Source organism: Burkholderia sp. RF7-non_BP4, from assembly GCF_001521935.1.
Taxonomy (GTDB): Bacteria; Pseudomonadota; Gammaproteobacteria; order Burkholderiales; family Burkholderiaceae; genus Burkholderia; species Burkholderia diffusa.
Genome location: NZ_LOTA01000095.1, coordinates 15,793 through 41,644 on the forward strand (window position 1 = coordinate 15,793; position 25,852 = coordinate 41,644).

At 69.6% G+C, this 25,852-nt stretch carries 21 protein-coding genes; 16 read left to right on the top strand and 5 right to left on the bottom strand.

Annotated elements, in window-relative coordinates; translation table 11 throughout:
- Nucleotides 1–11: 11 nt before the first annotated feature.
- Nucleotides 12–869, bottom strand: coding sequence for an FAS1-like dehydratase domain-containing protein (locus tag WS49_RS30060; RefSeq protein WP_059535960.1), 858 nt, complete (start codon nt 867–869; stop codon nt 12–14).
- Between the two features lie 130 nt (nt 870–999).
- On the opposite strand from WS49_RS30060, the gene WS49_RS30065 reads away from it, so the two are divergent.
- The 14 genes from WS49_RS30065 (at nt 1,000) to WS49_RS30130 (ending at nt 19,743) form a co-directional block, all read left to right on the top strand.
- Nucleotides 1,000–1,950 (top strand): LysR substrate-binding domain-containing protein, encoded by a 951-nt coding sequence (locus WS49_RS30065; protein WP_059535963.1) that lies wholly within the window; start codon nt 1,000–1,002, stop codon nt 1,948–1,950.
- Nucleotides 1,951–2,428: 478 nt separating this feature from the next.
- A complete protein-coding gene (locus tag WS49_RS30070; protein ID WP_059535964.1) occupies nt 2,429–3,391 on the top strand; it encodes a sigma-54 interaction domain-containing protein in 963 nt (320 codons plus the stop codon).
- A gap of 161 nt (nt 3,392–3,552) precedes the next feature.
- A complete protein-coding gene (locus WS49_RS30075) occupies nt 3,553–3,951 on the top strand; it encodes a DUF3467 domain-containing protein (protein WP_059535966.1) in 399 nt (132 codons plus the stop codon).
- Nucleotides 3,952–3,960: 9 nt separating this feature from the next.
- The gene (locus tag WS49_RS30080; protein WP_257127614.1) at nt 3,961–7,749 is read left to right on the top strand and encodes an N-acetylmuramoyl-L-alanine amidase; all 3,789 of its coding nucleotides are present in this window, start codon (nt 3,961–3,963) and stop codon (nt 7,747–7,749) included.
- A gap of 70 nt (nt 7,750–7,819) precedes the next feature.
- Nucleotides 7,820–8,938, top strand: coding sequence for a hypothetical protein (locus WS49_RS35785; protein ID WP_059535969.1), 1,119 nt, complete (start codon nt 7,820–7,822; stop codon nt 8,936–8,938).
- A complete protein-coding gene (locus WS49_RS30090) occupies nt 8,935–9,198 on the top strand; it encodes a hypothetical protein (protein WP_059535972.1) in 264 nt (87 codons plus the stop codon). The genes WS49_RS35785 and WS49_RS30090 overlap by 4 nt, the downstream gene beginning before the upstream one ends.
- Entirely contained in the window at nt 9,195–10,016 is an 822-nt protein-coding gene (locus WS49_RS30095; protein ID WP_059535974.1) for a hypothetical protein, read from the top strand. The genes WS49_RS30090 and WS49_RS30095 overlap by 4 nt, the downstream gene beginning before the upstream one ends.
- Nucleotides 10,013–11,485: a S8 family peptidase gene (locus tag WS49_RS30100; RefSeq protein ID WP_059535977.1), complete on the top strand. Its 1,473-nt coding sequence runs from the start codon at nt 10,013–10,015 to the stop codon at nt 11,483–11,485. The genes WS49_RS30095 and WS49_RS30100 overlap by 4 nt, the downstream gene beginning before the upstream one ends.
- Nucleotides 11,486–11,543: 58 nt before the next feature.
- On the top strand, nt 11,544–13,337 hold the full coding sequence (locus tag WS49_RS30105) for a hypothetical protein (protein ID WP_059535979.1): 1,794 nt from the start codon (nt 11,544–11,546) through the stop codon (nt 13,335–13,337).
- A gap of 56 nt (nt 13,338–13,393) precedes the next feature.
- Nucleotides 13,394–14,440 (top strand): hypothetical protein, encoded by a 1,047-nt coding sequence (locus WS49_RS30110; protein WP_223960987.1) that lies wholly within the window; start codon nt 13,394–13,396, stop codon nt 14,438–14,440.
- Between the two features lie 33 nt (nt 14,441–14,473).
- The gene (locus WS49_RS30115) at nt 14,474–15,859 is read left to right on the top strand and encodes a hypothetical protein (RefSeq protein WP_257127615.1); all 1,386 of its coding nucleotides are present in this window, start codon (nt 14,474–14,476) and stop codon (nt 15,857–15,859) included.
- Between the two features lie 3 nt (nt 15,860–15,862).
- A complete protein-coding gene (locus WS49_RS30120) occupies nt 15,863–17,164 on the top strand; it encodes a hypothetical protein (RefSeq protein ID WP_063888567.1) in 1,302 nt (433 codons plus the stop codon).
- 3 nt (nt 17,165–17,167) lie between these two features.
- A complete protein-coding gene (locus tag WS49_RS30125) occupies nt 17,168–18,163 on the top strand; it encodes a hypothetical protein (RefSeq protein ID WP_059535987.1) in 996 nt (331 codons plus the stop codon).
- Between the two features lie 113 nt (nt 18,164–18,276).
- Nucleotides 18,277–19,743 carry a hypothetical protein gene (locus WS49_RS30130; protein WP_059535989.1) on the top strand — a complete coding sequence of 489 codons (1,467 nt, stop codon included), beginning with the start codon at nt 18,277–18,279 and terminating at the stop codon, nt 19,741–19,743.
- A 172-nt stretch (nt 19,744–19,915) separates the two neighbouring features.
- Here the strand turns inward: WS49_RS30130 and WS49_RS30135 are convergent, their stop codons facing one another.
- The 3 genes from WS49_RS30135 to WS49_RS35410 all read right to left on the bottom strand — a co-directional run bounded on the left by WS49_RS30135 (nt 19,916) and on the right by WS49_RS35410 (nt 21,285).
- Nucleotides 19,916–20,650, bottom strand: coding sequence for an ABC transporter substrate-binding protein (locus WS49_RS30135; protein WP_059535991.1), 735 nt, complete (start codon nt 20,648–20,650; stop codon nt 19,916–19,918).
- Nucleotides 20,651–20,760: 110 nt separating this feature from the next.
- Entirely contained in the window at nt 20,761–21,054 is a 294-nt protein-coding gene (locus WS49_RS30140; RefSeq protein ID WP_059535994.1) for an antibiotic biosynthesis monooxygenase family protein, read from the bottom strand.
- A 78-nt stretch (nt 21,055–21,132) separates the two neighbouring features.
- Nucleotides 21,133–21,285, bottom strand: coding sequence for a hypothetical protein (locus WS49_RS35410; RefSeq protein WP_156441474.1), 153 nt, complete (start codon nt 21,283–21,285; stop codon nt 21,133–21,135).
- On the opposite strand from WS49_RS35410, the gene WS49_RS30145 reads away from it, so the two are divergent.
- Both WS49_RS30145 and WS49_RS30150 read left to right on the top strand, forming a co-directional pair.
- The gene (locus WS49_RS30145; protein ID WP_059535996.1) at nt 21,284–22,690 is read left to right on the top strand and encodes an HD domain-containing phosphohydrolase; all 1,407 of its coding nucleotides are present in this window, start codon (nt 21,284–21,286) and stop codon (nt 22,688–22,690) included. The two genes, WS49_RS35410 and WS49_RS30145, sit on opposite strands and share 2 nt — an antisense overlap.
- Nucleotides 22,691–22,769: 79 nt before the next feature.
- Nucleotides 22,770–24,542 carry a histidine kinase gene (locus tag WS49_RS30150; protein WP_059535999.1) on the top strand — a complete coding sequence of 591 codons (1,773 nt, stop codon included), beginning with the start codon at nt 22,770–22,772 and terminating at the stop codon, nt 24,540–24,542.
- 18 nt (nt 24,543–24,560) lie between these two features.
- Here the strand turns inward: WS49_RS30150 and WS49_RS30155 are convergent, their stop codons facing one another.
- Nucleotides 24,561–25,640: an extracellular catalytic domain type 1 short-chain-length polyhydroxyalkanoate depolymerase gene (locus WS49_RS30155; RefSeq protein ID WP_059536001.1), complete on the bottom strand. Its 1,080-nt coding sequence runs from the start codon at nt 25,638–25,640 to the stop codon at nt 24,561–24,563.
- Between the last annotated feature and the right edge of the window lie 212 nt (nt 25,641–25,852).

Here is a 25,852-nt window from a genome sequence, read left to right on the forward strand (position 1 = left end):
ATCGGGGAACGTCAGGCGAGGATCGCGCTCGCGGACATGGTCAGCCAGCCGTCGTGATCCCTGGCCCAGAGATCGACGGTCTTGCCGTCGTCGGCGAGGCGGCCGCACACGCTGAAGGTGTTGCCGAGGAAAGTCGGCCGTACCGCGCGATACGCGTATTCGCCGATCGTCGCACCGGGCAGCGAGCGCGTGACGAGATCGAGCAGCAGCGTCGAGATCAGCGGGCCGTGCACGACGAGGTCCGGATAGCCTTCGACGTCGCGCACGTAGGTGCGGTCGTAGTGAATGCGATGGCCGTTGAAGGTCAGCGCCGAATAGCGGAACAGCATGACTTCATCCGGCGCGATGTCGCGCTGCCATTGCGCATCGTCGGGTGCGGCCTTCGGCGGGGGCGCGGCGGCGCCGGGCGCGGCCGGGCCGCGATAGACGATGTCGTGCTCCTCGCGGATCGCGACTTCGCCCCCGGATTCGATCACGTGCTCGACGGTGACGAAGCCGAGCGTGCCGCTGCGGCCTTCCTTGCGTTCGAGCGACAGCACGCGCGACGTGCGCGTCGCGATGGCGCCGATCGTCAGCGCGCGTTCGAACGTCAGGCGGCCGCCGGCCCACATGCGCCGCGGCAGCCCCAGGTCCGGCAGGAAGCCGCCCTTGCGCGGATGACCGTCCGGGCCGAGTTCGGCCTGCTGCGCGATCGACCAGAAATACAGCCAGTGCCAGGCGGGCGGCAACGCATCGCCGGTCGCGGGAACGGTCGGATGGTCGAGCGTCGCCGCGAGGGCGATTGCCCGTTCGGCACTGATCAGGTCGGTCGCGACCTGTTGGACATCGTCGCTGGCATGCGACCGGGGCGCGTTCACTGTCACCTCCATCGCCGGGCAGGCCGGCGGTTTCGACTTGGCATGAAGTGACTCTAGGTGAAGCTCGCGCGCGGCGGAAATACCGTTTGAATGTGCCGGTCATAGGGGTACCCTATGACTTTCTCGCATCGACCGACCCGCCATGGACATCCGCCAGCTCCGTTACTTCGTCAGCATCGTTGAATACGGGAGCCTCGGGAAAGCGGCCGAAAAACTGTTCGTCGCGCAGCCGTCGCTGAGCCAGCAGATCGCGAAGCTGGAGGGCGACATCGGCGTCACGCTGCTGGTGCGCAGCCCGCAGGGCGTGAAGCCGACCGCGGCCGGACAGGCCCTGTATCGCCATGCGCGGCTCGTGCTCCGGCAGATGGAGCAACTGCGCCAGGAAGTGCGGGAAGGCGCGGGCAGCGAGTCGGGCACCGTCGCGGTGGGTTTTCCCACCACGATGACCGCGAGCCTCGCCGTGCCGTTGTTCGAACGGGTGAGGGCGCGCTATCCGGGCATCCGGCTGCAGTACCTCGAAAGCATGAGCGGCTTCATCAACGAATTGCTGGCGAACGGGCGGCTCGACCTCGCGATCCTGTTCCGCGAATCCAACACCACCGGCATCACCGCGATGCCGCTGTTCGACGAGGTGCTGTATCTGCTCGGCGAGCCGGCCGGCGCGGTGTCGTCGCGCGCGCGCACGTGCACACTCGCGTCGCTCGCCGGCGTGTCGCTCGTCGCGCCGGGCGTACAGAACGGGCTGCGCCTGCTGCTCGAACGCACATTCGCGCGCGAGCAAGTGCCGCTCAACGTCATCGCGGATATCGATTCGCTGCCGACGATGATCTCGCTCGCGCAGTCGGGGCTCGCGTGCACGATCCTGCCGGCGTCCGCGCTGGCGTCACGCGAGCCGTCCGGCCGGCCGAGGATGCGCCGGATCGTCGAGCCGGAAATTCGCCGGCCTGCCAGCCTGTGCTGGTCGAACACGTCTCCGGTCAATTCCGCCGCGCTCGCCGTGCGGCAAACGATCGTCGAGCTGGTCGGCGAACTGGCCGCGAGCGGCGCGTGGACGGGCATCACGTTGCGCGAGGGCGAACCCGCGCCGTCGTGACGGGCGGGGTGAGCGGAATGCGCGCTCGACCGCCGCGGATGCGGTGTGCGAAGTCTCCACGCGCGCCGCGTGAACGATACGCATTCTCCAATGCCGCGATCGGTATTTCGTTCGTCATGCTGATTGCTGACGGATCGATGAACATGCGTGACACGACACATACATCACACATTCGCCATCGCGCCGAGCATGCCCGAGTCGATCGGATCGCCCGCGCACCGGCGGCCGGCCGTCCGCGCGCAAACATCGACCGTCGGCAGGTTGTACGAAGCGCGATATTGAAACTACACTGATTATCGGCCGGCGCCGAGACACGCGGCTCATCCATTCAACACGCATCACAGTACTAATTAAACGCGTGCCGACAATCGCCATAGAGGATGCTTGCCTTGTTCCTCAACATCCACCGGGGGAAGTGGCGATGAAAATCGGGGCTGCGCGTCATCCGTCAGCGGTTTGTTAGCCGAACGGCGCGCGCATGAACACGACCGCAGGCATTCACGCGACGTCACTCGGGCTGCACGGCTCGAGCCCGGCGATGGCCGACCTGCGCCGCTATCTGGCGAAGGTCGCGCAGACCGATACGACGGTGCTCGTGACCGGTGAAACCGGCACCGGCAAGGAGCGCGTCGCCACCGCCGTCCACCGCCTCAGCCCGCGAACCGACAAGCCGTTCATCGCTGTGAACTGCGCCGCGGTGCCCGACAGCCTGTTCGAGTCCGAGATGTTCGGTCACGAGCGCGGCGCTTTCACGAGCGCCCAGAACGCGTTTCCCGGCCGCTTCGTCGAGGCCGACGGCGGCACGCTGTTCCTCGACGAAGTCAGCGAGATGCCGCCCGCCGTTCAGGCCAAGCTGCTGCGCCTGCTCGAGGACCGCACGGTGATGCCGGTCGGCTCGCTGCGCCGGCGCCCGGTCGATGTCCGGATCGTGGCCGCCAGCAACGAAAGTCTGGAGGACCTGGTCGCGGAACGCCGTTTCCGCGCCGACCTGTTCTATCGCCTGAACGTCGCGCGCATCGAGATACCGCCGCTGCGGGAGCGGCCGGAGGACATCGCGTCGATCGTCGATCACTTCGTCGCCGAACACAACCAGCGGCGCGCGATGCGGGTGGGGCGGCCCGATCCGGCGTTGCTCGAATGCATGCGGCACTACCGGTGGCCGGGCAACGTGCGTGAGCTGCGCAACCTGGTCGAGGCGTTGTTCGTCGATGCGCCGGAAGGGCGTCCGTTCGGGCTGGGCGACCTGCCGCCGGCATTCCGCCGCCTGTTCCTGCAGGATTTCTCGGCCGGCGAGCACGAGCGCGAGCGGCTGGTCTCGGTACTGCGCCAGACCAACTGGAACAAGATGGAGGCGGCGCGCCAGATGAACTGGTCGCGCATGACGCTGTACCGCAAGCTGGCCAAGTACAACCTGGACGCCGGCAACACTGCCTCGGTGTGACAGCCGGGCTGTCACATGGTACAGCCCCGCCGCATTCGCGAATCCCGCTCCGGTCGGGAAATTCCACGCCAAATCAAGCGCTTGTGTCGGTGCATGCGCATTGGCCTGCTCCTTGCGAAGCAGAACGGACAGACCGCCCGTCGCCATGCAAGGAGGCCGTCGTGCACGTCATCGAGCCACTCCAGGACGCCCCGCCGGAACCGGCGCAGCCGGCCGGCCAGCCACGGCCGCTGCTCGCCAGCTATGCAAACTATTTCGAGGTCGGGCACAACGCGTTCGAGTTCCTGATCGATGCCGGGCAGGTCGAGCCGCAGTCCGGCAACGTCCAGTTGATGAGCCGCGTCGCGGTCAGCCCGGTGCACGCCAAGCTGCTCGCGCAACTGCTGGCGAGCGCGATCGCCCAGTTCGAAGCGACCCACCACGCCATCCCCGACATCGCCGAACCGGAAACGGATCTGGCGATTCTTCCCCCGCAGGAATTCGAGCGGCGCGCGATCGATGCGCGCAGCAAGCCGATGCTCGGCGGCCGTCGCGACGAGCCCGATCAAAACCAGAGCTGAGGACACGACATGGCAGCGCAACTCCATCCCAACCGCATGGTCCTGACCGACCGTTTCCCGATGCTGGGCTTCACGATTCGCGTCGGCCACGCGCCGTGCGTCGCGGAACTGGTGATCGCCACCGATCCCGCGCTGTTCACGCGCAAGGACGGGCGCACGTCGTCGACGTTCTACACCAGCCGCGAGGACGGCCTGCTGGCGATCCCGCGCGGCGAAGCGGTGTACATGGTGCCGCCGGCGGTGCTGGCGCGCTTCGTGGGCGCGGGCCGTCTGTGGTTCGGTCTCGCCACGGCCGCTTCGTCCGATGCCGACGCGTGGACGATCGACGTGCTGCCGAATGCCGACAGCCCGTACGTGTCGCTGTCGGGGCTCAGCGATCGCGGGTTGCGCAGGGTCCGCGTGTTCCCGACGCGCGGTGGCGCCGCCGCCAGGAGTCCGCTGTTGAACTGGGCGGGCGACGGCACGCGGCCGGGCGCGACCGCCGTACCGGCGCCTGCCGCGCCGGGCGCCGCTTCCGCCGCGCCGCGGCCCGCCGTCGAACCCGTTGCGCCGCACCACGATGTCCATTACGACGACGGGTTCGGTCCGCTTCCGCCGCTGAATGCCGCAACGCCCGTCGAGGCGAAGCCGCAGGCACCGGCGCCGGCACCGGCACCGGCCGCGCACCCGGCGCCCGCCGCCGCGCCGGCGCCCGTCTCGCAAGGGATGAGCGATGATGCCGAGTTCCGCATCGCCGGCGACCGACGCAGTTTTACCTGGCCGCGGCCGCGCAAGCTGTCGACCGTCGAGCGGGCCGCGCTGCGCGCGATCCTGAGCGCGAATCCGGCCACCGCGTCGCTGATGCTGCTGCTGCCCGTTGCGATGCGCAACGGCCTGTCGGTCTCGATCGGCGCGGGCGCGGGCGCCGGGATGGAATCCGGGGCCTCGGGCGCGGTCGGCGTCATCTTCGACGCCAATGGCGACGACATCGGCGTGTTCGTGTCGGGCGAGCTCGACTTCGGCTACATCGTGTCGGCGAGCCTCACCGGCCAGATCAGCCTGCTGCGCGGCCATATCGACGACTTCTCGGGCACCGGCACGACCGCCGGCGTGATGGTCGGCGAAAGCGCGGCGGGCGGCATCTCGGCGCTGTTCAACGCCCGCGGCGAATTCGTCGGCGTCACGTTGTCGGCCGGCGTCAGCGTCGGCAGCCCGGTGAGCATCTTCGTCGGTGTTTCGCGCGCGGCGGCGGGAACGATTGCCACGTCGTCGGCGCTCGCGTGGTCGCGCGCCCTGAGCGACGACCCGGAGGCCTACGGCATCGATACGCCGCCGTACAGCGACGACGATCCGGGCGCCGAGCCGCCCGCGACGGCCAGCGCGCTGGCGCTGGGCGCGCGCGAGAACAGCCTCGTCACGCGCACCGCGGCCAGCCCGAATTTCGACGAGGGGCGCGGCAGCAAGACGATCGACCGCATCATCATCCACATCGCCGACGTACCCACCGTCCAGCGCGTGGTGAATACCTTCACCAATGCCACCTCGAAGGTGAGTGCGCATTACCTGGTCGGGCAGGAGGGCGAAGTCGTCCAGTTCGTCTCGGAGGCCGACACGGCATGGCACTGCAAGGGCTCGAACCAGCGCAGCATCGGCATCGAGCACATCGCGGTGAAGCGCGGCGGCGCCGACTACCCGCGTCGCAACGGCACCGTCCAGCATTTCGACGCGCTGGCGCCGACCCAGCTTCAGTACGAAACCTCGGCCGCGCTGGTCGCGTCGCTGTGCGACAAATATCAACTGCCGATCAATCGCACGACGATCATGGGCCATCGCGAGGCCGACACCTCGACCGGCCATACCGCGTGCCCCGACGGCAATTGGGACTGGGACTACTTCATGCGGCTGGTCACCAGCCGGACCTGCCAGCCGCAAGCGGCCGGCCAGGCGCTGGGCCTCGCCGCGCGCGGCCTCGGCGACGACATTCCGCTCGACCCCGGCGTCGGCGGGCTGTCGATCGGCACCGACGCACTGGAGATCGGCGACATCATTCTCAGCACCACCGGCAATCCGGGCTCCGGCGTCATTCGCGCGGGCTCCGGCGCCGAGGTCAGCCACGCGATGCTCTACGTCGGCCAGGGCGGGCAGGTGATCGAGGCGATTCCCGGCGGCGTTCAGCTGCGTCCGCTCGCGGATGCGCTGGCCGATGCGCGCCTCGCGGTCGCGTTCCGGGTGCCGGGCCTGACCGATACGCAGCAGCGGCAGGTCGCCGATGCCGCCGCGCGCTATCTCGATCGCGGTTTCAACTACGTCGGGCTGGTCCGCTGCGGCAGCTATCTGATCGACCGTCGCGCATGCGACCTGCTGTCGGGCGACGCGGCGGAGCGCTGCCGCCGCTTCGTCGGCCGCATCGAACTCGGAGACGGCGCCGACACCGACAACTTCTTCTGCTCGCAACTGGTCGCCCAGTCGTTCCAGGACGCAGGCAGGCCGATCGTGACCGTGCCGCCTCACTGGGTGCCGCCGGGCGATCTCGCCAGCCTGTCGACCGGCACGATGGCCCCTGGAACGCTTGCATACGTCGGCCATCTGAAGGCGCCGATCCCGAGCCGCGGCTTCTTCGGCATGAGCCAGGCGCTGGCGGTCGCGCCGGGCGCCGCGCGCGCGCTGGGGGCCGACGACTGGACGGTGAACTGGGACGACGTGCAAATGACCCCGCAGCCCACCGACATGGGGTGCTGGGCGACGGCCGCGTCGATGGTGCTCGGCTGGCGCGACAACCAGAGTGTCGATCCGACGCTGCTGGCGCGCTGCATCAGCCTCGAGCGTCAGATGCGGGACGGCCTGGCGCCGGCCGAAGTGGCGGGGTTCGCCGCTGCGTCGACCCTCACCGTCGAGCCCAACGCGTGCTTCGCGCCCGAAGGCTTTCGGCGGCTGCTGGAGTCGAACGGGCCGATCTGGGTCGCCGAAGTCGTGCGTGCGCCGGTCAACTTCTTCCATGCGGTGGTGGTGACGGGCATGTATCGCAGCGGCGACGCGTATTTCGTGCGGATCACCGATCCGCTCGACCGCGTGGTCGGCACGCCGGGCCATCCCGGCGCGCGAACCCTGCCGCCGACCCACGCGACCGGCAGCCGCTACATCATGACCTACGAGGATTTCGTGTCGGAATTCGAGGCGGCGGCCGGCATCGGCGTGATCCAGCTGATGCATTCGGGCGGCACGTTCGGCCACACGATCAATCGCGGCAGCGCGGCGGGCGCGGGTTACGCGCTCGGCATCGAGCCGCCGTCCGCGGGCGGCGAATTCGGCCTCGGCGTGACCCTGACCCGGCGCACCGAGAGCCGCGACGGGCGCAGCTACGATCTCGCGCAGCTGGCGGGGCTGGTCCAGCCCGCCAACGCGCTGGCGGGCGGCGCGGGGCAGCCGCGCATGGCGGGTCAGCGCATCACGCTCGACGACTGGCCGTACATCGACGGGCCGAGCGGCCGCACGTCGGCGCCGGTGTCGATCGACTGGGCGTGGCAGGGCGGCGCGGTCGGCGACGTGACGATTGCCGCGGCCCAGGGGCAGATGCTCGACGGCTGGACCGCGTTCGTGCGCGCCGATATCGGCCGCGGTTCGGGAACCCCCGAGCGGGCGAGCGTCACGCTGCGTATCACCACCACGTTCCGGCATGCCGGCGAGGAGGAGCAGGTCGGGGTGACGGAGGTGGTGCTGAACGGCGACGGCCGCTTCCAGACCGTGCACGGCGCCGACGGCGCGCCGCCGCTTCCGGCAAGCGGCACGCAGCCCGCGCCGCGCGAACCGCAACCTGCCTGACCCTCGAGGGACACGCGCGATGGCCCGCCTCATCCCCCCTCCGCCACCACGCGGCGCGGTAACGCCCGCGGTGGCACTTGCTCGCGACGCATTCGGCCGCGAGATCGTCGACGGCTCCGGATCGAGCGACCCGGGCAGGCAGGACGGCGTGCTGCCGCAAGCGGCGCCGGCCGGCGGCGGGGTGTCCGGCGCCCCGGGCGCATCGGCGCCGCCCAAGGAAAAGGCGACGGACGCCATCGGCCGGCGTGCGGCGGCGCTGGCCGATGCGATCGACTTTCCGACCTTCGTCGCGAGCCTGGTGCATGGCACGTACGACGCGATCGTCGACAGCTCGATCAAGCAAGTGGAGAGTTTCGCCGACCTGGTCGGCGCGGTGGCCAAGCCGCTGGACCAGTTCACGCAGGAGAACGTGACCGACGGACAGGCGCGCGCATGGCTGGTCGAGCAGTATCCGCACGACGTGACGCTGGTGCAGGACGGCGGCGAATACCGCCTCGCGCCGGTGGCCCGGCCCGGCGACGACGACACGACGCCCGCGCCCGCGTGGCTCGCCGATTTCGGTGCGGCCGACGGCGCGTTCGACACCCAGACGCTCGAATCGGTGGTGCTGCCCCACGCCCGCGAGCGCGTCGCGCAGCATCGGCTGTCGACGCTGTCGACGATGGTGCTGCTCGGCATGCAGCGGGTCGTGGTCAAGGACGGCACGATCGCGGCCAGCCTCAATTTCCAGGCCAAGGCGCGCGACCGGGCCGCCGTGCAGTACGCGACGTCGAACGACCCGTCGTCGGGACAGACGACCTGGGGCGGACGCGGCACGTCGGGCGATGTCGTCACCACGGTCTCGACCGTCGCGGTCAATGCGCAGACCGACACCGACCTCAAGGCGACGCTGACCGGAAAGGTGAGCATCAATTTCGCATCGGAGACGCTGCCGCTCGACCGTTTCGTCGATGAGGCGTCGCGCAATCTGCTGGAGCGCCACAGCCGGCCCGCGGCGCGGATCGCGCCGCCGGCGGCGACGGGCACCCCGCCTGCGGCACCGGCGGCGGCGCCCGTGCTCGCGCCTGCGGCGACACCGGCGCCGGCCGCCGCGCCGGCATTGCCGGCCGTGTCCGCGACGCCCGCCATGCCTGGCGCACCGGCCGCTCCCGCCACGCGACCCGCATCCGCCCGGGGAGAACCGACATGATTTCGCCGCGGCCGCTGGGCGAGACGCTGGGCGCGTTCGCCGACGTTGCCGAACAGCTGACCGCGGGCGCGGCGCAGGGGTTGCGGGTGCGCTCGGTGGCCATGGAGCTGCCGCTCGACCTGCGCGTCGCGCGCGGCGCCGACGGCATCGAGCTGGTCGGCGACCTGCCGCAGTTCCTGACCCGCACGGCCTTCGATCCGGAGCCGGCGCGGCTCGCGATCGTCCTCGAAGCCGTGCCGATCGACGGAGCGGGGCGATGAACAGCAACGCCAGCCTGCGCCTCGAGGATTTCATCCAGGCCGTGCAGAGCCAGCTCGACAACGCGCAGGCGGCGATGGCGATCAAGGCGCGCAACCTCAACCTGCCGCTGACCTTCGCGATCAAGGACGTCAACCTCGACTTGCGCGCCCATGTCGAATTCGTCGAAAGCGAAGTCTGGATTCGCCCCGCCGGCCCGGGCGACACCGACAGCAGCACGTTCCATCTCGTCTTCACGACCATCACGCGGCCGGCGATCGAGGAGAACGCGATCGCGCTGTCCGAGGACAGCAAGGACCAGCCGCTCGACGCGCTGGGAGACGAGCTCTCGGCCGAGGACCGCAAACGGCTGGAATGGGCCGGCGTGCGCACGGTCAGGCAATTTCGGCAGGCCGAACAGCGCGACATGGTGCATGCGATCGGCCGCGTCACCAACCTGTCCGTGGACCGGCTGCGCCGGGCGCTCGACCGGGCGTCCGCGCCGAGCGTCGAGCGGGTCGAGCCCGTGGCGCCCGCCACCGATGCGCAGCCCGACGCGTCGCCGCTGCTGCGCGTGATCGGGCGCAACCTCGTCAACGGCACGCACGCGCCGCTGGTGCGGATCGGCAATCGCCCGGTCGCGGTGTTGCAATCGACGGACGACGAGCTGCTGCTCGCGCCCGGTCGCGACCAGTGGGCCGGCGAGCTCGCCGTCTCGCCGACGAGCCGGCATGCTGCCGCGCTGGCGTTCGACCTGAGCGCATTCGCGCCGACGCCCGCGCCCGCGGCCAGGCCCATGACGCTGGCGGCCGTTCCCGGTCAGGAGGAGGCGCGGCCATGACGATCCATGCACTCGGCACGCCGTGGGCATCGCCCGGCGAGCGTCAGTTCAGCCTGCCGACCAGCCTGCTCGTCAAGCTGGCGCTCGGCGAAGCGCCCGAGCACGTGCCGTCGATCCGCGACGTGACGCGCGGCGCGCTGGCCGCCGCGCAATGCATCGACGGCGGCCCGGTCGACCGCATCGTGGCCGCGTTCGCCGGCCGCTTTCTCGCGGTGCGCCCGTTCAGCGCGGCAGCCGGGCGCTGGGTGCCCGGGCACGCGCACCTCGGATACGACGCGATCGAACAGATGACCGGCATGGCCCGCACGCTGCTGTTGCGCGTGCCGGCCGGCACGCCGATCGGCGAACTCTGCGACGCGCTTGCCCAGCTCGCGACCGTGGAAAGCGTGACGCCCAACTACGTGGCGACGGTCCCGATGGACGCGCCCGGCCGCCTGGCGCCCGTGCCGCCGGCCGCGCGGGTGGCGCAGGACGCGCGCGCGCTGGTGCGCATGGCCGACGCGCACGCGATCGAGCCGGGCGACAGCGGCGTCACGGTCGGTCTCATCGACAGCGGCATCGCCCGCCAGCATCCCGAATTCGCCCACGCATTCCGCGCGGGCGCCGATACGGTGCGGCTGGAGCCCGGCGATCTGTCGCCGGGCGTGCAACTGCTGAGCGGTCACGGCCATCGCGGCGATTTTCCCGAAGACCGCTTCGTCGGTCACGGCATGGGCTGCGCGGGGATCATCGCGGCGGAGGGCGTGGCGATGCCGCGCGGGCTCGGCGGCGACTGCCGCATCCTGCCGATGCGCGCGCTGGCGGCCGCACGCCTTCCCGGCAAGGCGCACGCGATCGGGCTCGGCGCGATCGCCGATCTCGATCGCGCGCTCAAGCTCGCGGTCGACCTCGGCGCGAAGATCATCAACATGAGCTTCGGCACCGACGATGCGACGATCGCCGCCAACCGCCCGAAACCGCACGCCGACACGGTCGCGTACGCCGCCGCGCGCGGCTGCATCCTCATTGCCGCGAGCGGCAACAACGGTAGCGTGAGCCGCTACTGGCCCGCCGCCTACCCGCAGGTGATCGCGGTCGGCGCCGTGGGCGACGACGGCCGGCCGGCCCCGTTCTCGACGCGCGGCCCGCACGTGGCGCTGTGCGCACCCGGCGAACAGGTGCTGACGACCGCGATCGAGGCGTATCAGCTTGCGACCGGCACCAGTTTCGCCGCGCCGTTCGTCGCGGGCGCCGCGGCGCTGCTCGTCGCATACGCGCAGCGTCGCGCCTATCCGCTCGACGGCGCGACGGTGCGCGACCTGCTCGTTGCCGCCGCGCGCCCGTTCGCGCCCGGCGCGGCCGACGGCTGCGGCGCCGGCATTCTCGACGCGGCGGCGGCGCTGCAGGGGCTGTCCGGCCGCATCGACGCCTATGACGCGGCGGGCGACGACGGCTGCACGGGCAAGGAAGGCCGTGCCGACGACGGCTGACTTGCGCACCGGATCCCGTTCACTCCCCCGAACCGACCGGATTTCAAGGAGAAGTTAAATGTTTCATGTCAACAATCAAGTCCGCTTCCTCGACCTCGTCGACCTCGAGACCCGGGCACGCGACGGGCTGGTCGATATCGTCAACCGGCTCGAGTCGCTGAAGCGGCCGCCGGTCGCCGCCGAGCGGGAACAGCTCGCGCTGTGCAAGGCCATCCTCGCGGTCGTCTACGACACGAAGCCGTCCGACGGCGTTCCGGAAGTGTGCGATCCGCTGTTCGTCGCCACCCGCGAACTGCTGGCCAGCAAGTCGCTGGTCAACCCGCCATTGCTCTCCGAGATCAACGGCCAGCTGGTGTTCGACGCGGGCGACGCGAGCGGCGCCAATGGCGCGAACGGCTCGGACCCGGAGGCCGTGTCGATCACGCTCGTCGCGCTGGTGCTGGGCATCCTCTCGGTGGACGGGGCCACGCCGCCGCCCGTGAAGGTCGACGGCGGCAAGACCGTGCCGGACGACGACAACGTGCTGATGAACACCTTTACCCGCCAGTTTTTCGCGGCGGTGGGCGAGGCCAATTCGTACGGCGCGCTGGCGCAGCGGGTGCTGGCGCTGCTGTGCATCGAGGGCGATCCCGACGGCCGCGGCGGCGAGCAGCCGGGGGTGGTCACCACCGAATTCGCGCGCGTGATGCGCGGCCTGCAGGCGCGCAAGATCCAGGCCGACGAACCGCAGTTGCGTCGCCGCATCAACGAGGAGCTGAACACCGTCCAGAACATCGGCGGCGAGGACGCGATCGCCGATCTCGGCATCGACCTGCCGAACCTCGAGGATCTGGAGGACGCGAACATCGTCGCCGACAACGTGCGCGTGATGGGCCCGATGATCGTCGCCGCGATGTTCGACGAGCTCAAGGTGTTCCAGGTGGTCGACCGCATCGTCGAGCAGTTCCAGCACGGCACGCTGCCGATCGGCCCGGGCAATGCCGGCAAGCTGCTCTATCGCTACTGGCGCGAAACGCCGAACCGCATCTCCGAGCAGGAGCGCAAGAATTTCGCGGCCATCACGCTCGGCGTGCCGGGCGGCGATCCGAATACGGCCGGCAACCGCGAATTCAACGACTTGTGGATCCGCTTCGTGTCGTCGGTTTCGTCGTTCGTGCGCCAGACCGAAGTCGACTCGCTGCTGCGCGCGAGCGTGCCGAACCCGATCAACCACCAGCAGGTGCGCAAGGCCGCCCGCGATCTCGCCGGCAACCTGTCGCTGCACGGCTACGGCATGGCGCATTACGCCGCGCGCGAGATCCAGTCGCAGGTCAAGTTCATGATCGACCTGCTGCAGGACCCCGAGATCCGCGGCTGCTATGGCGCCAAGGACATGTGGCAGGTGATCGACCAGGTCGCGACCTACGATCTGGGCGGCGCGCGCACCAGCTCGCGCTATCGCACGCTGGCGACCTGCGGCACGATCATCACCGCGTGGCTGGCCAACAACGTCGATCGCGTCAACAAGGCGACCGGCCCGCTGCTCAGCATCGACCAGATCGCCAACCCGGACGTCTCGTCGAACCACAAGTCGACCGTCGACCCGACCGATTACGACCTGGTCAACGCGTGCGAGCTGTGGCTGGCCGATACCGCGACCACCGATACGCAGATCGAGCAGTTCTCGCAGCCGCGCGAGGCGCCGCAGATGACGTCGAAGCCCGTGCCGATCCCGGCGATGGCGCGCGAGATGCTGGACGGCGTCGGCGATATCGGCGCCGGCATCGGCCTGGGGGCGGGCGTGCCGGTGAAGGCGGGCTACGGCGTCGGCACGCACAACGGGGCGAGCTATTACGCGAACCGTCCGCACTGAACCGGCGTTGCGTGCGCTGCGCCATTCCCGAACCCTGCCGGAGCCGAGCCATGCCCATGACCACATCCCGCGAACCGGTCGTCGCCCGGGTCGAGCGACGCCTGAAAAGCGCCGCGCGAAGCCTTGGCACCGCCGATCCATTCGCGCCGTCGCGCGACCTGTTCCTGCGCACGTTCGGCGACGGCGCCGACGATCTGCGGTTTCGCGACAACGCGCTGATGCCGATGGCGGTACCGTTCGAGCCCAGTTTCTCGGAAAGCCAGCCGGGCAAGCTGCGCTTCACGATCGAGCCGTTGCCGCCGGAGGCGTCCGCGATCGACCGGCGCGACGAGTCGACCCGCGAAATGCGCAAGCTGATCCGGGACTTCATCGGCCGCGAAGCGCTGCACTGGTTCGACCAGGCGAGCGAGCCGTTCCGCGGCTTCGCGCGGCCGGGCGGCAACCTCGATTACGGCGCGTTCTTCGGCTCCAGCTACGACCGCGACGGGCTCTATGCGTCCAAGGTGTACTACGAGCTGCCCGGCGACGCCGGCACGATCGAGAACCTGCCCCGCGACCTGGCCGGCGTCGTCCAGGCCGCGCTGCGGATGGTGCCCGGGCTCAAGCCGCTCTTTACCACGATGGCGGCCCAGCGCGATCTCGGCGGCCAGCGGCTCACGTTCGCGTGCACCCGGGCGCTGCGGCTCGCCGATCTGCAGCCGGTCATGGATGCGCTCGGCATCGGCCATCGGCTTCCCGGCATCATGCAGCTTCTGGGGCTGGTGCTCGGCGGGCGGTTCGACCTGCCGCCGCATGGCGCGCTGCTCGCGTTCGGGCTCGGTCCGGACGGGCCGGATTTCGAGCTCTACGTGCTGCTCTCGGCGATCCCCGACGTGCCGCCGGCGTTCCTCAGCCTGCTGACGATGGGGCTCGCCGAGCGTCCGCGCGGGCTGCAGGCGCTCGAGCGATGGATGGGCGCGTTCACGCCGGAGGACGCGCACTGGCCGGGCCGCTTCTCGATCATCAGCTTGCGCACGGACGCGGCCTGCCCGGCGCGGGTGAGTCTCTACCTGCGCCCCATCGAGTTCGAACTGCCTGTGGACGCGCCTGCCCAGGCCAACTGAATCGCTTCGTCACGCGTTTCCCGCGAGGTCGCCATGTTCCCGCAAGCCGCCCGTTCCACGCCGATCGCGCCACCGCCCAGCGCCGCCGCGGCCGCCCCGCGCCCTATGCCGCCGGCGCCGGTGCCGGCCGACGAAGTGCGCCACGGCGTCGCGCAGATGCTGACCCGGTCGCAGGCATTCAACGCGATGCCCGACGCCGACCGCCGCGACATCGCGCGCAACACCGCATTGATCGCCGACTATCTGGCCCGGCCCGAAGGGTTCGCCGGCAACGAAATCCCGGGCGGGCTGGGCACCGCCACGGCGCGCGCGCTCGACGACAACACGGATCATTCGGCGCACGAGCAGGATTTCAACGTCCACAACAAGGCCGTCGAGGACATCGGCAAGTCCAAGTTCACCGCGTCGGCCGCGCGCGAGGGCGCGGCGGTCGCGGGCGAGCTGCTGAACCAGGTCAAGTTTCCGACCTTCGTCGCCAGCCTGATCAGCGGCGTGTTCCAGTCGATCACGCACAGCTCGATCGAGCAGATGAAGGCGTATCAGGAAATGATCGCGCAGGTGGCGAAATCGCTCGGCCAGTTCGCCGACGAACATGTGACAGAGAACCAGGCGCGCGATCATATGGTCGGCCAGTTTCCCGACCTGTTCGAGATCGGCATGGACGACAGCGGCGATACGCCGAGCCCGCGCGTGCAGGTGCGCGACGGGGTCGACCCCGACGAGGCGTCGAAGACCGTGCGCGCCCGCCTGCAGATGGGCGACGGCGACACCTTCGACCTGTCGGACGAGGCCTCCGAGCTGGCCATCGTCAACCGCTTCAAGATGCAGCTCGCCAAGCAGCGCCAGCAGATGCTGGCCTCGATCGTGCTGATGGGCATCAACCGCATCGTCGTCACCGACGGCAAGATCTCGGCGAAGATCATCTACGACGTGCGCGCGCAGGACACGCTCACCAAGCAGCGCAGCGCCAGCGCGGTCGACCTCGCCCGCGACAAGGACGGCAATGTCCAGTCGACCTACGCGGGCAAGGGCACCTACGATCGCGGCGGCAAGTACGATTCCAGCAACGACAAGGACAACGGCCGCCAGTACAGCGCCGACTATTACGCGAAGGGCGACTACGAATACGAGAACAAGCCGATCGTCACCGCGTCGACCGCCGCGTCCGAAACCAGCAACGCGGCGATGCAGACCAAGATCCAGATGTCGGGTGCGGTCGACGTCAATTTCAAGAGCGACTACCTGCCGCTCGACAAGATGGCGACGCCGCAAATGATCGCCACCATCACCGGCAACGCGACGCCGGCCGATCCCAACGTACTGCCCAGTCCGAAAACGCCGCCGGCCGCGGCCGCACCCGCCGCGGCTTCTGCCCCGGCAGCGGCGGCGCCGGCTCCGGCTCCGGCCAAGGGAAACTGAGCCATGCGCCCGCCCGCTTCCCCCGACGCGCTTCACCCGGTGCGGCCGCCCACGAGCGCCGCCGCGTTCGACGCGACGCGGCCCGAGGTGCGCCGCCTGCTGACCGCGATTCCGTCGTTCCTCGACCTGCCCGACGACGAGCGCCGCCGCATCGCCGCGGATACGGTGCGGGTGCTCGCTTACCTGGCGGATCCGAACGGCGTGCATGCCGAGATCGCCGAGCGCGAGGCGAACGGCGAACTGCCGCCCACCGGCCTCGCGCATCCGATCGCACACCCGCAGCCGGCGCCGGCGGCCGCGACGCTGGCCGACGATCCCGTCACCGCGACCAAGCGCCAGCTCGCGCAGGATCCCGGCTTCGCCGGCAAGGACTTCCAGGCCGGTGCGGTGAAGCAGGGCGTCGAGCAGTTCGGCCAGATGGTGCAGAAGGTCGACTTTCCGAAATTCGTAGGAGGACTGATCAAGAACGTGTTCCAGGCGATCGTCGAAAGCTCGATCGAGCAGATGCGCGCGTATGGCGAGTTGATCGCCAACGTCGCCAAGACCACCGCGCAGTTCATGAGCGACAACATCAGCGAGGGCGCCGGCCGCGACTATCTCGCCGATTCGTTCCCGGACGTGCTGTCGGTGCAGGCGCAGGAAGGCGCCGACGCGTTCGACGCGGACAGCGCCGGCGCGGCCGCGGCGGCGGCCCCGACGCGGCTGGTGGCGCAGGGCGACAACGCGCAGCAGCGGCTTGCCGAGATCAGCCGGAACTACAACCTCGATCCGCCGGTGACCGACCTGTCCGACGACAAATCCGAGCTGCGCCTCGTCACGGCGGCGCGCCTGCAGATGGCGAAGCAGCGGCAGCAGCTGCTGTCGTCGATGGTCATGCTCGGCATCAATCGCATCGTCGTCACCGACGGGTCGATCAACGCCAAGGTGGTATTTGACATGCGCGCGAGCGACACCGCGAAACGCACCTACACCGCGTCGATGCACGACCGCGAAAGCCAGAAATACAAGGAATCGCTCAACGCCCATTACGGCAGCTGGTACACGCCGTATTCCGCCGACGCGGCGTTCGAGGGGCAGCAGGAACACGTGGCGACCGTCGGATCGGCGCTCGACGACACGAGCGAATCGAAGGCCGAGGTGAAAGCGAAGCTCTCGGGCGAGGTGCGCGTCAACTTCAAGAGCGACTACCTGCCGCTCGAGAAGATGGCGACGCCCGAGATGATGTCGGTGATCCAGGGCAACTCGACGCCGTACAACCCCAACAAGCCGGCCCCCGCCGCCGGTTTGCCCGCCGGGCAGCACTGAATCATGGCGCGCATGCTCATCGCCCCGCCGGCGGATGCCGGACTCGCGGCGGCCATCCGGTCGGGGGAGCGGCTCGTCGAGCGTGCGACCGCGCACGGTCTCGCGTTCGCGCTCGACGAACTCGGCGACATCGCGATCCCCGATCCCGTCGCGGCACGCGTGGACAAGGCGCAACTGCGGGCGCTCGCGTCGCTCTATCTGGCGGCCGACCTCGAGTCCGCGGGGGTGATCCCCGCGGTCGAGGCGCTCGCCGGTTTGTCCGCAAGCGGTGCCGTCGGCGTCGACCTTGGCGGCGCGGCGCCGTTGGTCGTCAACTGGTGGCGCCACCGCGCCGAGAAGCTGGCGGCCGGCGAACGCGCGGCGTTCTATTCGCGATTGTTTGGCACTGCGTACGGCCCGGCCGCGGCGGATGCCGAGCGCAACGTCCCGTTCGAGGAGTGCATGCTCGAGCTTTGCGAGGCGCTCTACAAGCTCGACGAGACGCCAAGCGCCGACCCGCGCGGGGATCTCGGGCAGCAGGCGCGGGTCCGCAATGCCGCCCGCGCTCTCGCGCAGAACCTCGGCGCCGCCTGCACCGGCGTGACCGCGTTCATGGCCGGCGAGATCGTCGGCATGCTCAGGGACGCGTTCGCGATCCTCGGCCATGCCGACCTGCGTCAAGGCTTCGCCGCGCGCGACATCTGGGGCGTGGTCGCCGGCATCGACCGGCTCTCGCGCCAGCCGTCGCGCTCGCCCGCCGCCTATGTGCGGCGCGGCAAGGCGGGGATGACCGTGATCGCGTGGCTGGCGGACGTCGCGGATGGGCTGGGCGCCGCGTCGCCGCTGCTGAGCATGGACAATCCGGTGATCGCCTCCGCCGCCGACTGGATCGAGGCGACGCTCAGTCTCGGCGAGAAGCCCGACGGCCCGGCGCGTTTCGCCCCGGACGACGGCCGCGCCATGCCGCAGACTGCGCGTCCGGCGGCGCCGGCAAACTCGTGGGCGGCACTCGGAACCTGACATGAAACCGCGCTGCTCAGGCCGTCGCGACACGGGCGGCGCAATCCGGGAACCGACGGCGGCAGGCGTGCCGTCGCCATCGCGGCCGCACGCCATGCGGCGGAGCGGTTGAAATGGCGGCAAGCGCACCTCTTGCGCGTTCGCCGGTGCCGCGGCCCGACGTTCGACACCGTGTCCGCGAACTGCTGTCCGCGCAGCAGGGCTTCGGCGCGCTCGATCCGGCCACGCGACGCGATCTCGCGTCCGGACTGGCACGGATCGGCTCGATCGCGCTCGACCACCACGAACTCGCGGCGCGCCCCGGCACGGCACTGGCCGTCGCGCAGAACGCGGGTTCGGAGTATTCGGGCACCGCCATCGACCGGATGGCCGGCACCACCCGGGCGGTGCTCAACGCGGTGTCGTTCCCGCGCTTCGTGACCGAGCTGATCACGGGCGTCTTCAAGGCGATGAACGATTCGAACCAGCAACAGCTGACCGCGTTCGTCGACCTGATCCGCAATGTCGCGCAGACCACCGAAGGCTTCGCGGACAGCAACGTGGGCATCGCCGGCGCGCGGCAATGGCTGGCCGAGCATTTCCCCACCGCCTACGAGGTCACCGGCGACGACGAGGCCGCGGACGACGCCGACGAACTGGCGGGCCTGCCGCCGGACGAGCGCCGCCAGCGCCAGCAGGAACTGCAGGCCGAGCGCGATGCCGCGACGCGGCTGGCGTTGCGCCCGGGCGCGACTCCGCCGGCCGAAGCCGCGCTGCGCAGCGCGCTGGGATTGGGGCCGGGCGATGCGGTTCCGGCCTCCGATCCCGAGCGTCTGGTGCCGCTGGCCCAGCAGGTGCTGGCCCGCAACCGCCAGCAGTTGCTCGCGACGATGGTGCAGATGGGTTTGCAGCGCATCGTCATCGAGAGCGGGCGTCTCAACGCCGCGATGAATTTTCATATCGACGCGAGCAGCGCCGCCGCCAACGACCGCGGCTCGCAATTCGACACGCGCAACACGGTGGGGGTGAGCGGGGGCGCACGCTTCGGACCCTGGGGCGCGGAGGCCAACGTGCAGAGCACGATCGGCTACGTGTCGACCGACCGAACCCAGACGACCGAGAGTTCGCACGCCGACGTCAACCTGAGCAGCGGCGTCGAACTGGTGTTTCGCACCGACTACGTGCCGTTGAACCGGCTGGCGGGCGTGGGCGACATCGAACGCATCCGTGTCAATACGATCAATCCGGATGCCGAAGCGGCGCGCCTGTCCGCCGATCGCACCGCGCAGCGCAGCGCCGAACAGGCCGACATGGCCGCTCGACGGACCTCGCTGGACGGCGGACTGCGCGCGCCGCCGCCCGTGGGCCCTGCGGCGTCGGGCTCCGCAGGGGGCGCGCATGCGAGCCAGACGGGCTCGTCGGCACCTTCGGGCTCTTCGACCTCTTCGGCCTCGTCGCCGAATTCGGCGTCTGCTTCCGCGCCCGCGCCGCAGCCGCCGGCCAGGCCGGGCGCCGCGGCGTCCCCGTCGCCCGCGCACGCCGCGACGGCCGCACCTCGATCGCCGGCGGGCGCAACGGCGGCGGGACATCGCGCAGCGTGATGAACGTGCACGCCGGCAGCCGATGGCGACATCCCGTGCAGCGCCGAAGCCCGGCGATGACGACGTTCAGCCGCGCGAGCGACGTGTCGGGTACGAGGTGGCGCTGGGGCGTCGACGGGCAGCGCCGATCTGGCGCGACAACATCGTGAGGATCACTTGACGTATGCGTCGATCAGGCGCGCGGTGCGACCGACGCACCGACGATGCCATGCCGCTGCAGCGAATCCGCGACGAAGCCCGACGCCTTCATCTCCTCGACGAACGCGCCGAGCAACGCGGCGGCCGCTTCGCCGCGGCTCTTCGGCACGCCCATCGCCTGGCGGATCACCATGAAGCGCTCGTCGAGCAGGCGCAGGCCCGTCGTCTTCGCCGCGTCGGCCTCGAGCTGCTGCTTCACGCCCGCCGCGACTTCGAGCTGCTGCTCGACGAAGGTCGACACGACGGCCTGCGACGACGGCGCGCGCACGATCTGCGCGGCTTTCAATTCGCGCGTGAGGAACAGGTCGTACGCGCTGCCCTTGCCGACGGTCACGCGGTTGTGCGGCTGGTCGACGTCGGCATTGCCGCAGATCGGCGAATCGTCGCGCACCAGATAGAAGCCTTCGATCAGCACGTACGGCTCGGTGAACGCGACCGTTTCGCCGCGCAGCGGATCGACCGCGAAGAAGCCGAAATCGGCGCGTTCTTCGGTCAGCGCCTGCACCGACTTGCCGGCGGTGTCGAACACGACGAGTTCGAGCTCGGCCGACAACCGCTCGGCAAACGCGCGCGCGAGGTCGATCGATACGCCGAACGGCTCGCCCGTGGCCGGGTCGCGGTTCGCGAGGATCGGATTGCCGAGATTGATCGACGCGCGCAGCTTGCCGGTCGGGATGAATGCGGAGCGGACGGAGGGATCGACGGTCATGAAAGGCTCGTAAGGAATCGGATGGGCCGGAACGGCGAACGGCCAGGGCGCCGAGGCGGCGTCATCCGCGACGGATCGGGTGGCGCGTCGCGGCGGTGGCTTCGACGCGATTACTTCACTGCGACTTCCGTATGCACGACTTGCGGCGGGCTCTTGAAGAACGGCCCGGCCAGTTGCCGCCACGCCTGGAAATCGTCCGATTGCCGGAAATCGACCATGTGATCGTCGACGGTCTCCCATTCGACGACGAGCAGATAGCCGCCGCTGCGCTCGATCACGCGGTGCAGTTCGGCGCCGCCGCAGCCGCGCGCGCGGGCAAACAGCGGAAGTGCCTGGCGAACCGCCGCTTCGAATTGCTCGGCCTGCGACGGATCGATTTCGAGCGATGCCATTTCCAGAATCATGAATGCTCCATGCGGGGTGAATGATGCGACGGGGCGCGCCATGATCGACGCGTCCCGCAACGATACCGGAAGTCGGCGTCACGCGTTCCGGATGACCGGCTCGCGCGCGGCCGACCGCGCGAGGGATGCCGCCGAACGGCTCATACGAATCAGCGTTTTCCCCAATATGGAATACGCGCCACGCGCCGATGTCACAGAGGTGGTGAAGATAAACAATCCGAGGACAGCCATGACCACATCCGCGATAAACGGAACGAATGATGCACCACCCGAAACGATCGCCGAAGCCGTATCCGACAACCCCGTCGCCGCGCCGTCGATCCTGCTGGTCGACGACGAGCCGAGCGTGCTGTCCGCGCTCAAGCGGGTGTTGCGGCCCGCGCGCTACGACATCCTGACCGCCGAAAGCGGGGAAGCCGCGCTCGACATTCTGGCGTCGACCGAAGTCGACCTGATCGTGTCGGACATGCGTATGCCGAACCTGAGCGGCGCGGCGTTTCTCGCCCGTGCCCGGTCGCTGTACCCGGACACGATGCGCATCCTGCTGACCGGCTATTCCGACGTCGCGTCGATCGTGGAGGCCGTCAACGAAGGCGGCGTGTATCGCTACCTGAACAAGCCGTGGGACGATCACGACCTGCTGATGACCATCGAGCAGGCGCTCGAACAGCGGCGCCTGCGGGCAGAGGCCGCGCGGCTGGCCGCGCTGACCGAAGCGCAGAACGAAACGCTGCGCCGCTTCAATACGGAACTCGAAACGCAGGTTCGCGCGCGCACCGAGGAACTCGGGCAAACCGTGATGTTTCTCGAAGCGGCGCAGCATGACCTGAAAAGCAGTTTCACCGCGATGGTGCAGGTCTGCGCGAGCATGATCGAGATGCGCTGCGGGTCGGCGAGCGGGCATGCGATGCGCGTCGGCGAGATCGCGCGCCGTCTCGCGCTGTCGGCGGGGATGAGCAGCCTGCACGCGCAGGACGTCTATTTCGCGGGACTGCTGCACGGCATCGGCAAGCTGTCGCTGCCCGACGAGCTGTTGCACAAGCCGCTCGTGAAGATGACGACGGACGAACACAGCCTGTTCCAGCAACACCCGCTGCGCGCGCAGATGGTGCTCACGCCGGTCGCGCAATTGCACAAGGTCGCGTCGATCGTGCTGCACCAGTACGAGCGATTCAATGGACGCGGCACGCCGGACGGGCTCGCGGGCGACGCGATTCCGCTCGGCTCGCGGATCGTCGCGATCGCGCGCGATTTCGAAGGGTTGCGCAACGGCGAGATCGGTTCGCCGCATTCGGTCGAGCAGGCGATCGACGTGCTGCACTCGCAGGCCGGCGTGCGTTACGACCCGCTGCTCGTCGCGCGCTTCATCGACCTGATGCGGGATCCGGCGAGCCTGCGCATCGCGGCGTCCGTCGCGGAGATCCGGTCCGAGCAGTTGCGCGAGGGAATGCAGCTCGCCGACGATCTGCGCACGCATCGCGGGGTGCTGTTGATGACGAAGGGCAGCGTGATGTCGGGGCACCAGATCGAACTCGTGCGCCGTTTCGAGGCACGCGAAGGCACGACGTTCGACATTCTCGTGACGACCGGCGCCGCCGCGTCGACGCAGGCGCCGGCCGGCACGCCGCCTGACTGACGTCGCGCGGGATGGCTCGACCGTGGCGCGATCGGCGCGCGTCGCGGCATCGCGTTCAATTCGACCGGGGCGCTCGATCATGCATGGCACCTACGACCTGCTGCTTGTCCTGCTGTCGCTCGTCATCGCGACGCTGGCTTCCTATACGGCGCTCGATCTGGCCGCGTTCATTTCGCTGCTCGACAACCCGACGCTCAAGCGCGCGTGGCTGGCCGGCGGCGCGGCCGCGATGGGCACCGGAATCTGGTCGATGCATTTCGTCGGCATGCTGGCGCTGTCGCTGCCGATTCCGCTCGGCTATGCGCTGCCGGATACCGGCGCGTCGCTGGCGATTGCGGTGCTCGTGTCGTATTTCGCGCTGAACGTCGTCACGCGCGCGCGGTTGGGGCGACGGCGCTTGCTGGCGGGCGGCATGCTGATGGGCGCCGGGATCGTCGGAATGCATTACACGGGCATGGCCGCGATGCACATGGCGCCGGGCATTCGCTACGATCCCGCGCTGTTCGCGGCGTCGATCGGCGTCGCGGTGATCGCGTCGACCGTCGCGCTCTGGATGGCGCAGACGTTGCGTGCGCAACAGGCTCGCCATGCGACCGCGCAACGCATCGGCGCGGCGCTGATCATGGGCATCGCGATCACGGGCATGCACTACACGGCGATGGCGGCGGCGCATTTCGCGCCGGATGCGCGCTGCGGCGCCGCGAACGGCATCGACGCGCCGTGGCTCGCGACGACCATCGCGCTGTTCACGATGGCGACGCTGATCGTCACGCTGCTCGTCTGCCGCTTCGATGCGCGCACGACCTTTCTGCGCGGCATGACGGACACGCTCGAACGGCTGGTGCGATTGCGGACCGCGGAACTCGAAGCGGCGTTGCAGCGTTACGAGCAGACGACGGCGATGCTGCAGCGCACGCGCGAGAACATGGCGACCGAGATCGACGAACGCCGGGCGGCGCAGAGCCGGCTCGAACAGGAGAAGGACGAACAGCGGCGCCTGCTGCGGGCGCTCGAGGAAACCCACGTTCAGTTGCTGCAATCGGAAAAACTCGCGTCGATCGGTCAGCTCGCGGCCGGCGTCGCGCACGAGATCAACAATCCGATCGGTTTCATCAGCGCGAACCTCAATACGCTGAGGACGTGGGTGCGAAGCCTGCTCGACGTCATCGCCGCGCATGACGCCGCGCTGACGCAGCTGGAACCGGCGACGCGCGAGGCGCTGACGGCGATGCGCGTCGAGGCCGATCTGGACTACGTGCGCGACGAGATCGTGACGCTGATCGACGAATCGATCGACGGCGCGGTGCGCGTGCGGCGCATCGTGCAGGACCTGCGCGATTTCTCGCGGCCGGGCAGCGGCGAGTGGAGCGTGGTGGATATCCACGCGGGCCTCGAGAGCACGCTCAACGTCGTCCACAACGAACTCAAGTACAAGGCCGACATCGTCCGCGAATACGGCGACGTGCCGCAAGTCGAATGTCTTCCGTCGCAGTTGAACCAGGTATTCATGAACCTGCTCGTCAACGCCGCACATGCGATTCCGACGCGCGGCGTGATCACGATCCGCACGTCGAGCGACGGCGGGCAGGTGTCGATCGCGATCAGCGATACCGGAACCGGCATGACGCCCGACGTCGTTCGGCGGATCTTCGATCCGTTCTTCACGACGAAGCCGGTCGGGCAGGGCACGGGGCTGGGGTTGTCGGTGTCGCACGGCATCGTCGAGCGCCATCGCGGCACGATCGACGTGACGAGCGAGCCCGGGCGCGGCACGACGTTCTGCGTTCGACTGCCGATCCGGCGCGCGGAAGGCAGCGCGGATGCGGTGGAGGCAGTCGAGCAACGGGCGTGAGCGACAGGTGACGCGTCGTCACAGCGCCCGCTTGCGCCGCCGCCTGCGAAAGAAATTCCAGAACATCGCGGTCGCGTCCGGCCCCGTCGCGGAGTGGAACGCTTCGCGCGGATCGCCGCCGCTCCACGCGTGCGCCAGACGGCGCACGATGCAGACGCGGACGATCAGCCGGCCGCCGCGCAGATAGTCGGTGTAATCCGCGTCGTCGTGCGCGTACGTATGTTGCTCGCCGACACGCAGTTCACCGTGCTCGTCGACGAGCCGATTGATCCGCGCGAACGCGACGCCGAGCTGTCGCGCGTTTTGCTCGGTGACGACCGTATCGAGTCCGCCATGCACGACGAGCGCGGGCATACCCGGATAAGCGCGTACGTCGACGCAGGCGTCGACGACGCCTATCGGATCGTCGTGCAGGCCGCGGCGCATCAGGCTCATCGCGGCCATCGTCGACAACGGCGGCGCGATGGCCGGACCGGAGTGCAGGCCGACCGCCGCGAACAGATCGGGAGACTCGATCGCCAGCCGTGCCGCGAGCCCTGCGCCGGCCGACATGCCGGCCAGGTAGATTCGGTCGCGGTCGAACCCGCGCGCCTGCACGATCGCATCGATCAGCGACGCGATCGCGGGGGCCTCCGACTGCGACGCATCGCCATGCCAGTTCCAGCAGCGATGCGAATGGGCGGTCTTCGCCTGTTCGGGAAACAGCACGGCAAACCCGGCGCGCTCGGCGATGCGGCAGATGCGCGTGCCCGCGGCGAACGACTCGGCCGTCTGCTTGCAGCCGTGCAGCATCACGACGACGGGCATGCCGTCGCTCGGCGCCGAAGCGGCTGGCAGGTACAGCGCGTACGCGAGATGGTTGACGAGGCGGCCGGCGGCCGGGCGCGCGGAGTGAAACGAGCGCAGCCACGTGCCGGGTGCCTGGTGCGGCGATGTCCGCGCGGCGGTCGTCGAACCCGGGCGACGCGGGGGCCGTATGTTGGCGGCGCGCTTGGCCGCTGTGGCCGGTTTGGTCGTCTTCCTTTTGGGTCGCGTACTCGTCGCGGCGGAAAACAGATCGAACGGGCGTAGCCAGAGGCTGGATTTTTTCCTGGGCATGGACGGATCTCGTGCCGGCGGGGGCGTGCGACAGCATGCGGCGGGCCGGCTGCTGGATGGCGGGCGAATACGGGGGCAGCGCACAATGCGTGCCGCGGGACGCATCCGCGTCGAGGTGCTCCGGCACGGCCGACACAGGGAAGCGACCGATCGACGGAACCCCGCACCCTGCGCCCCGATTCAGGCCGGCCACGCATCATGCTAGCAGGCGT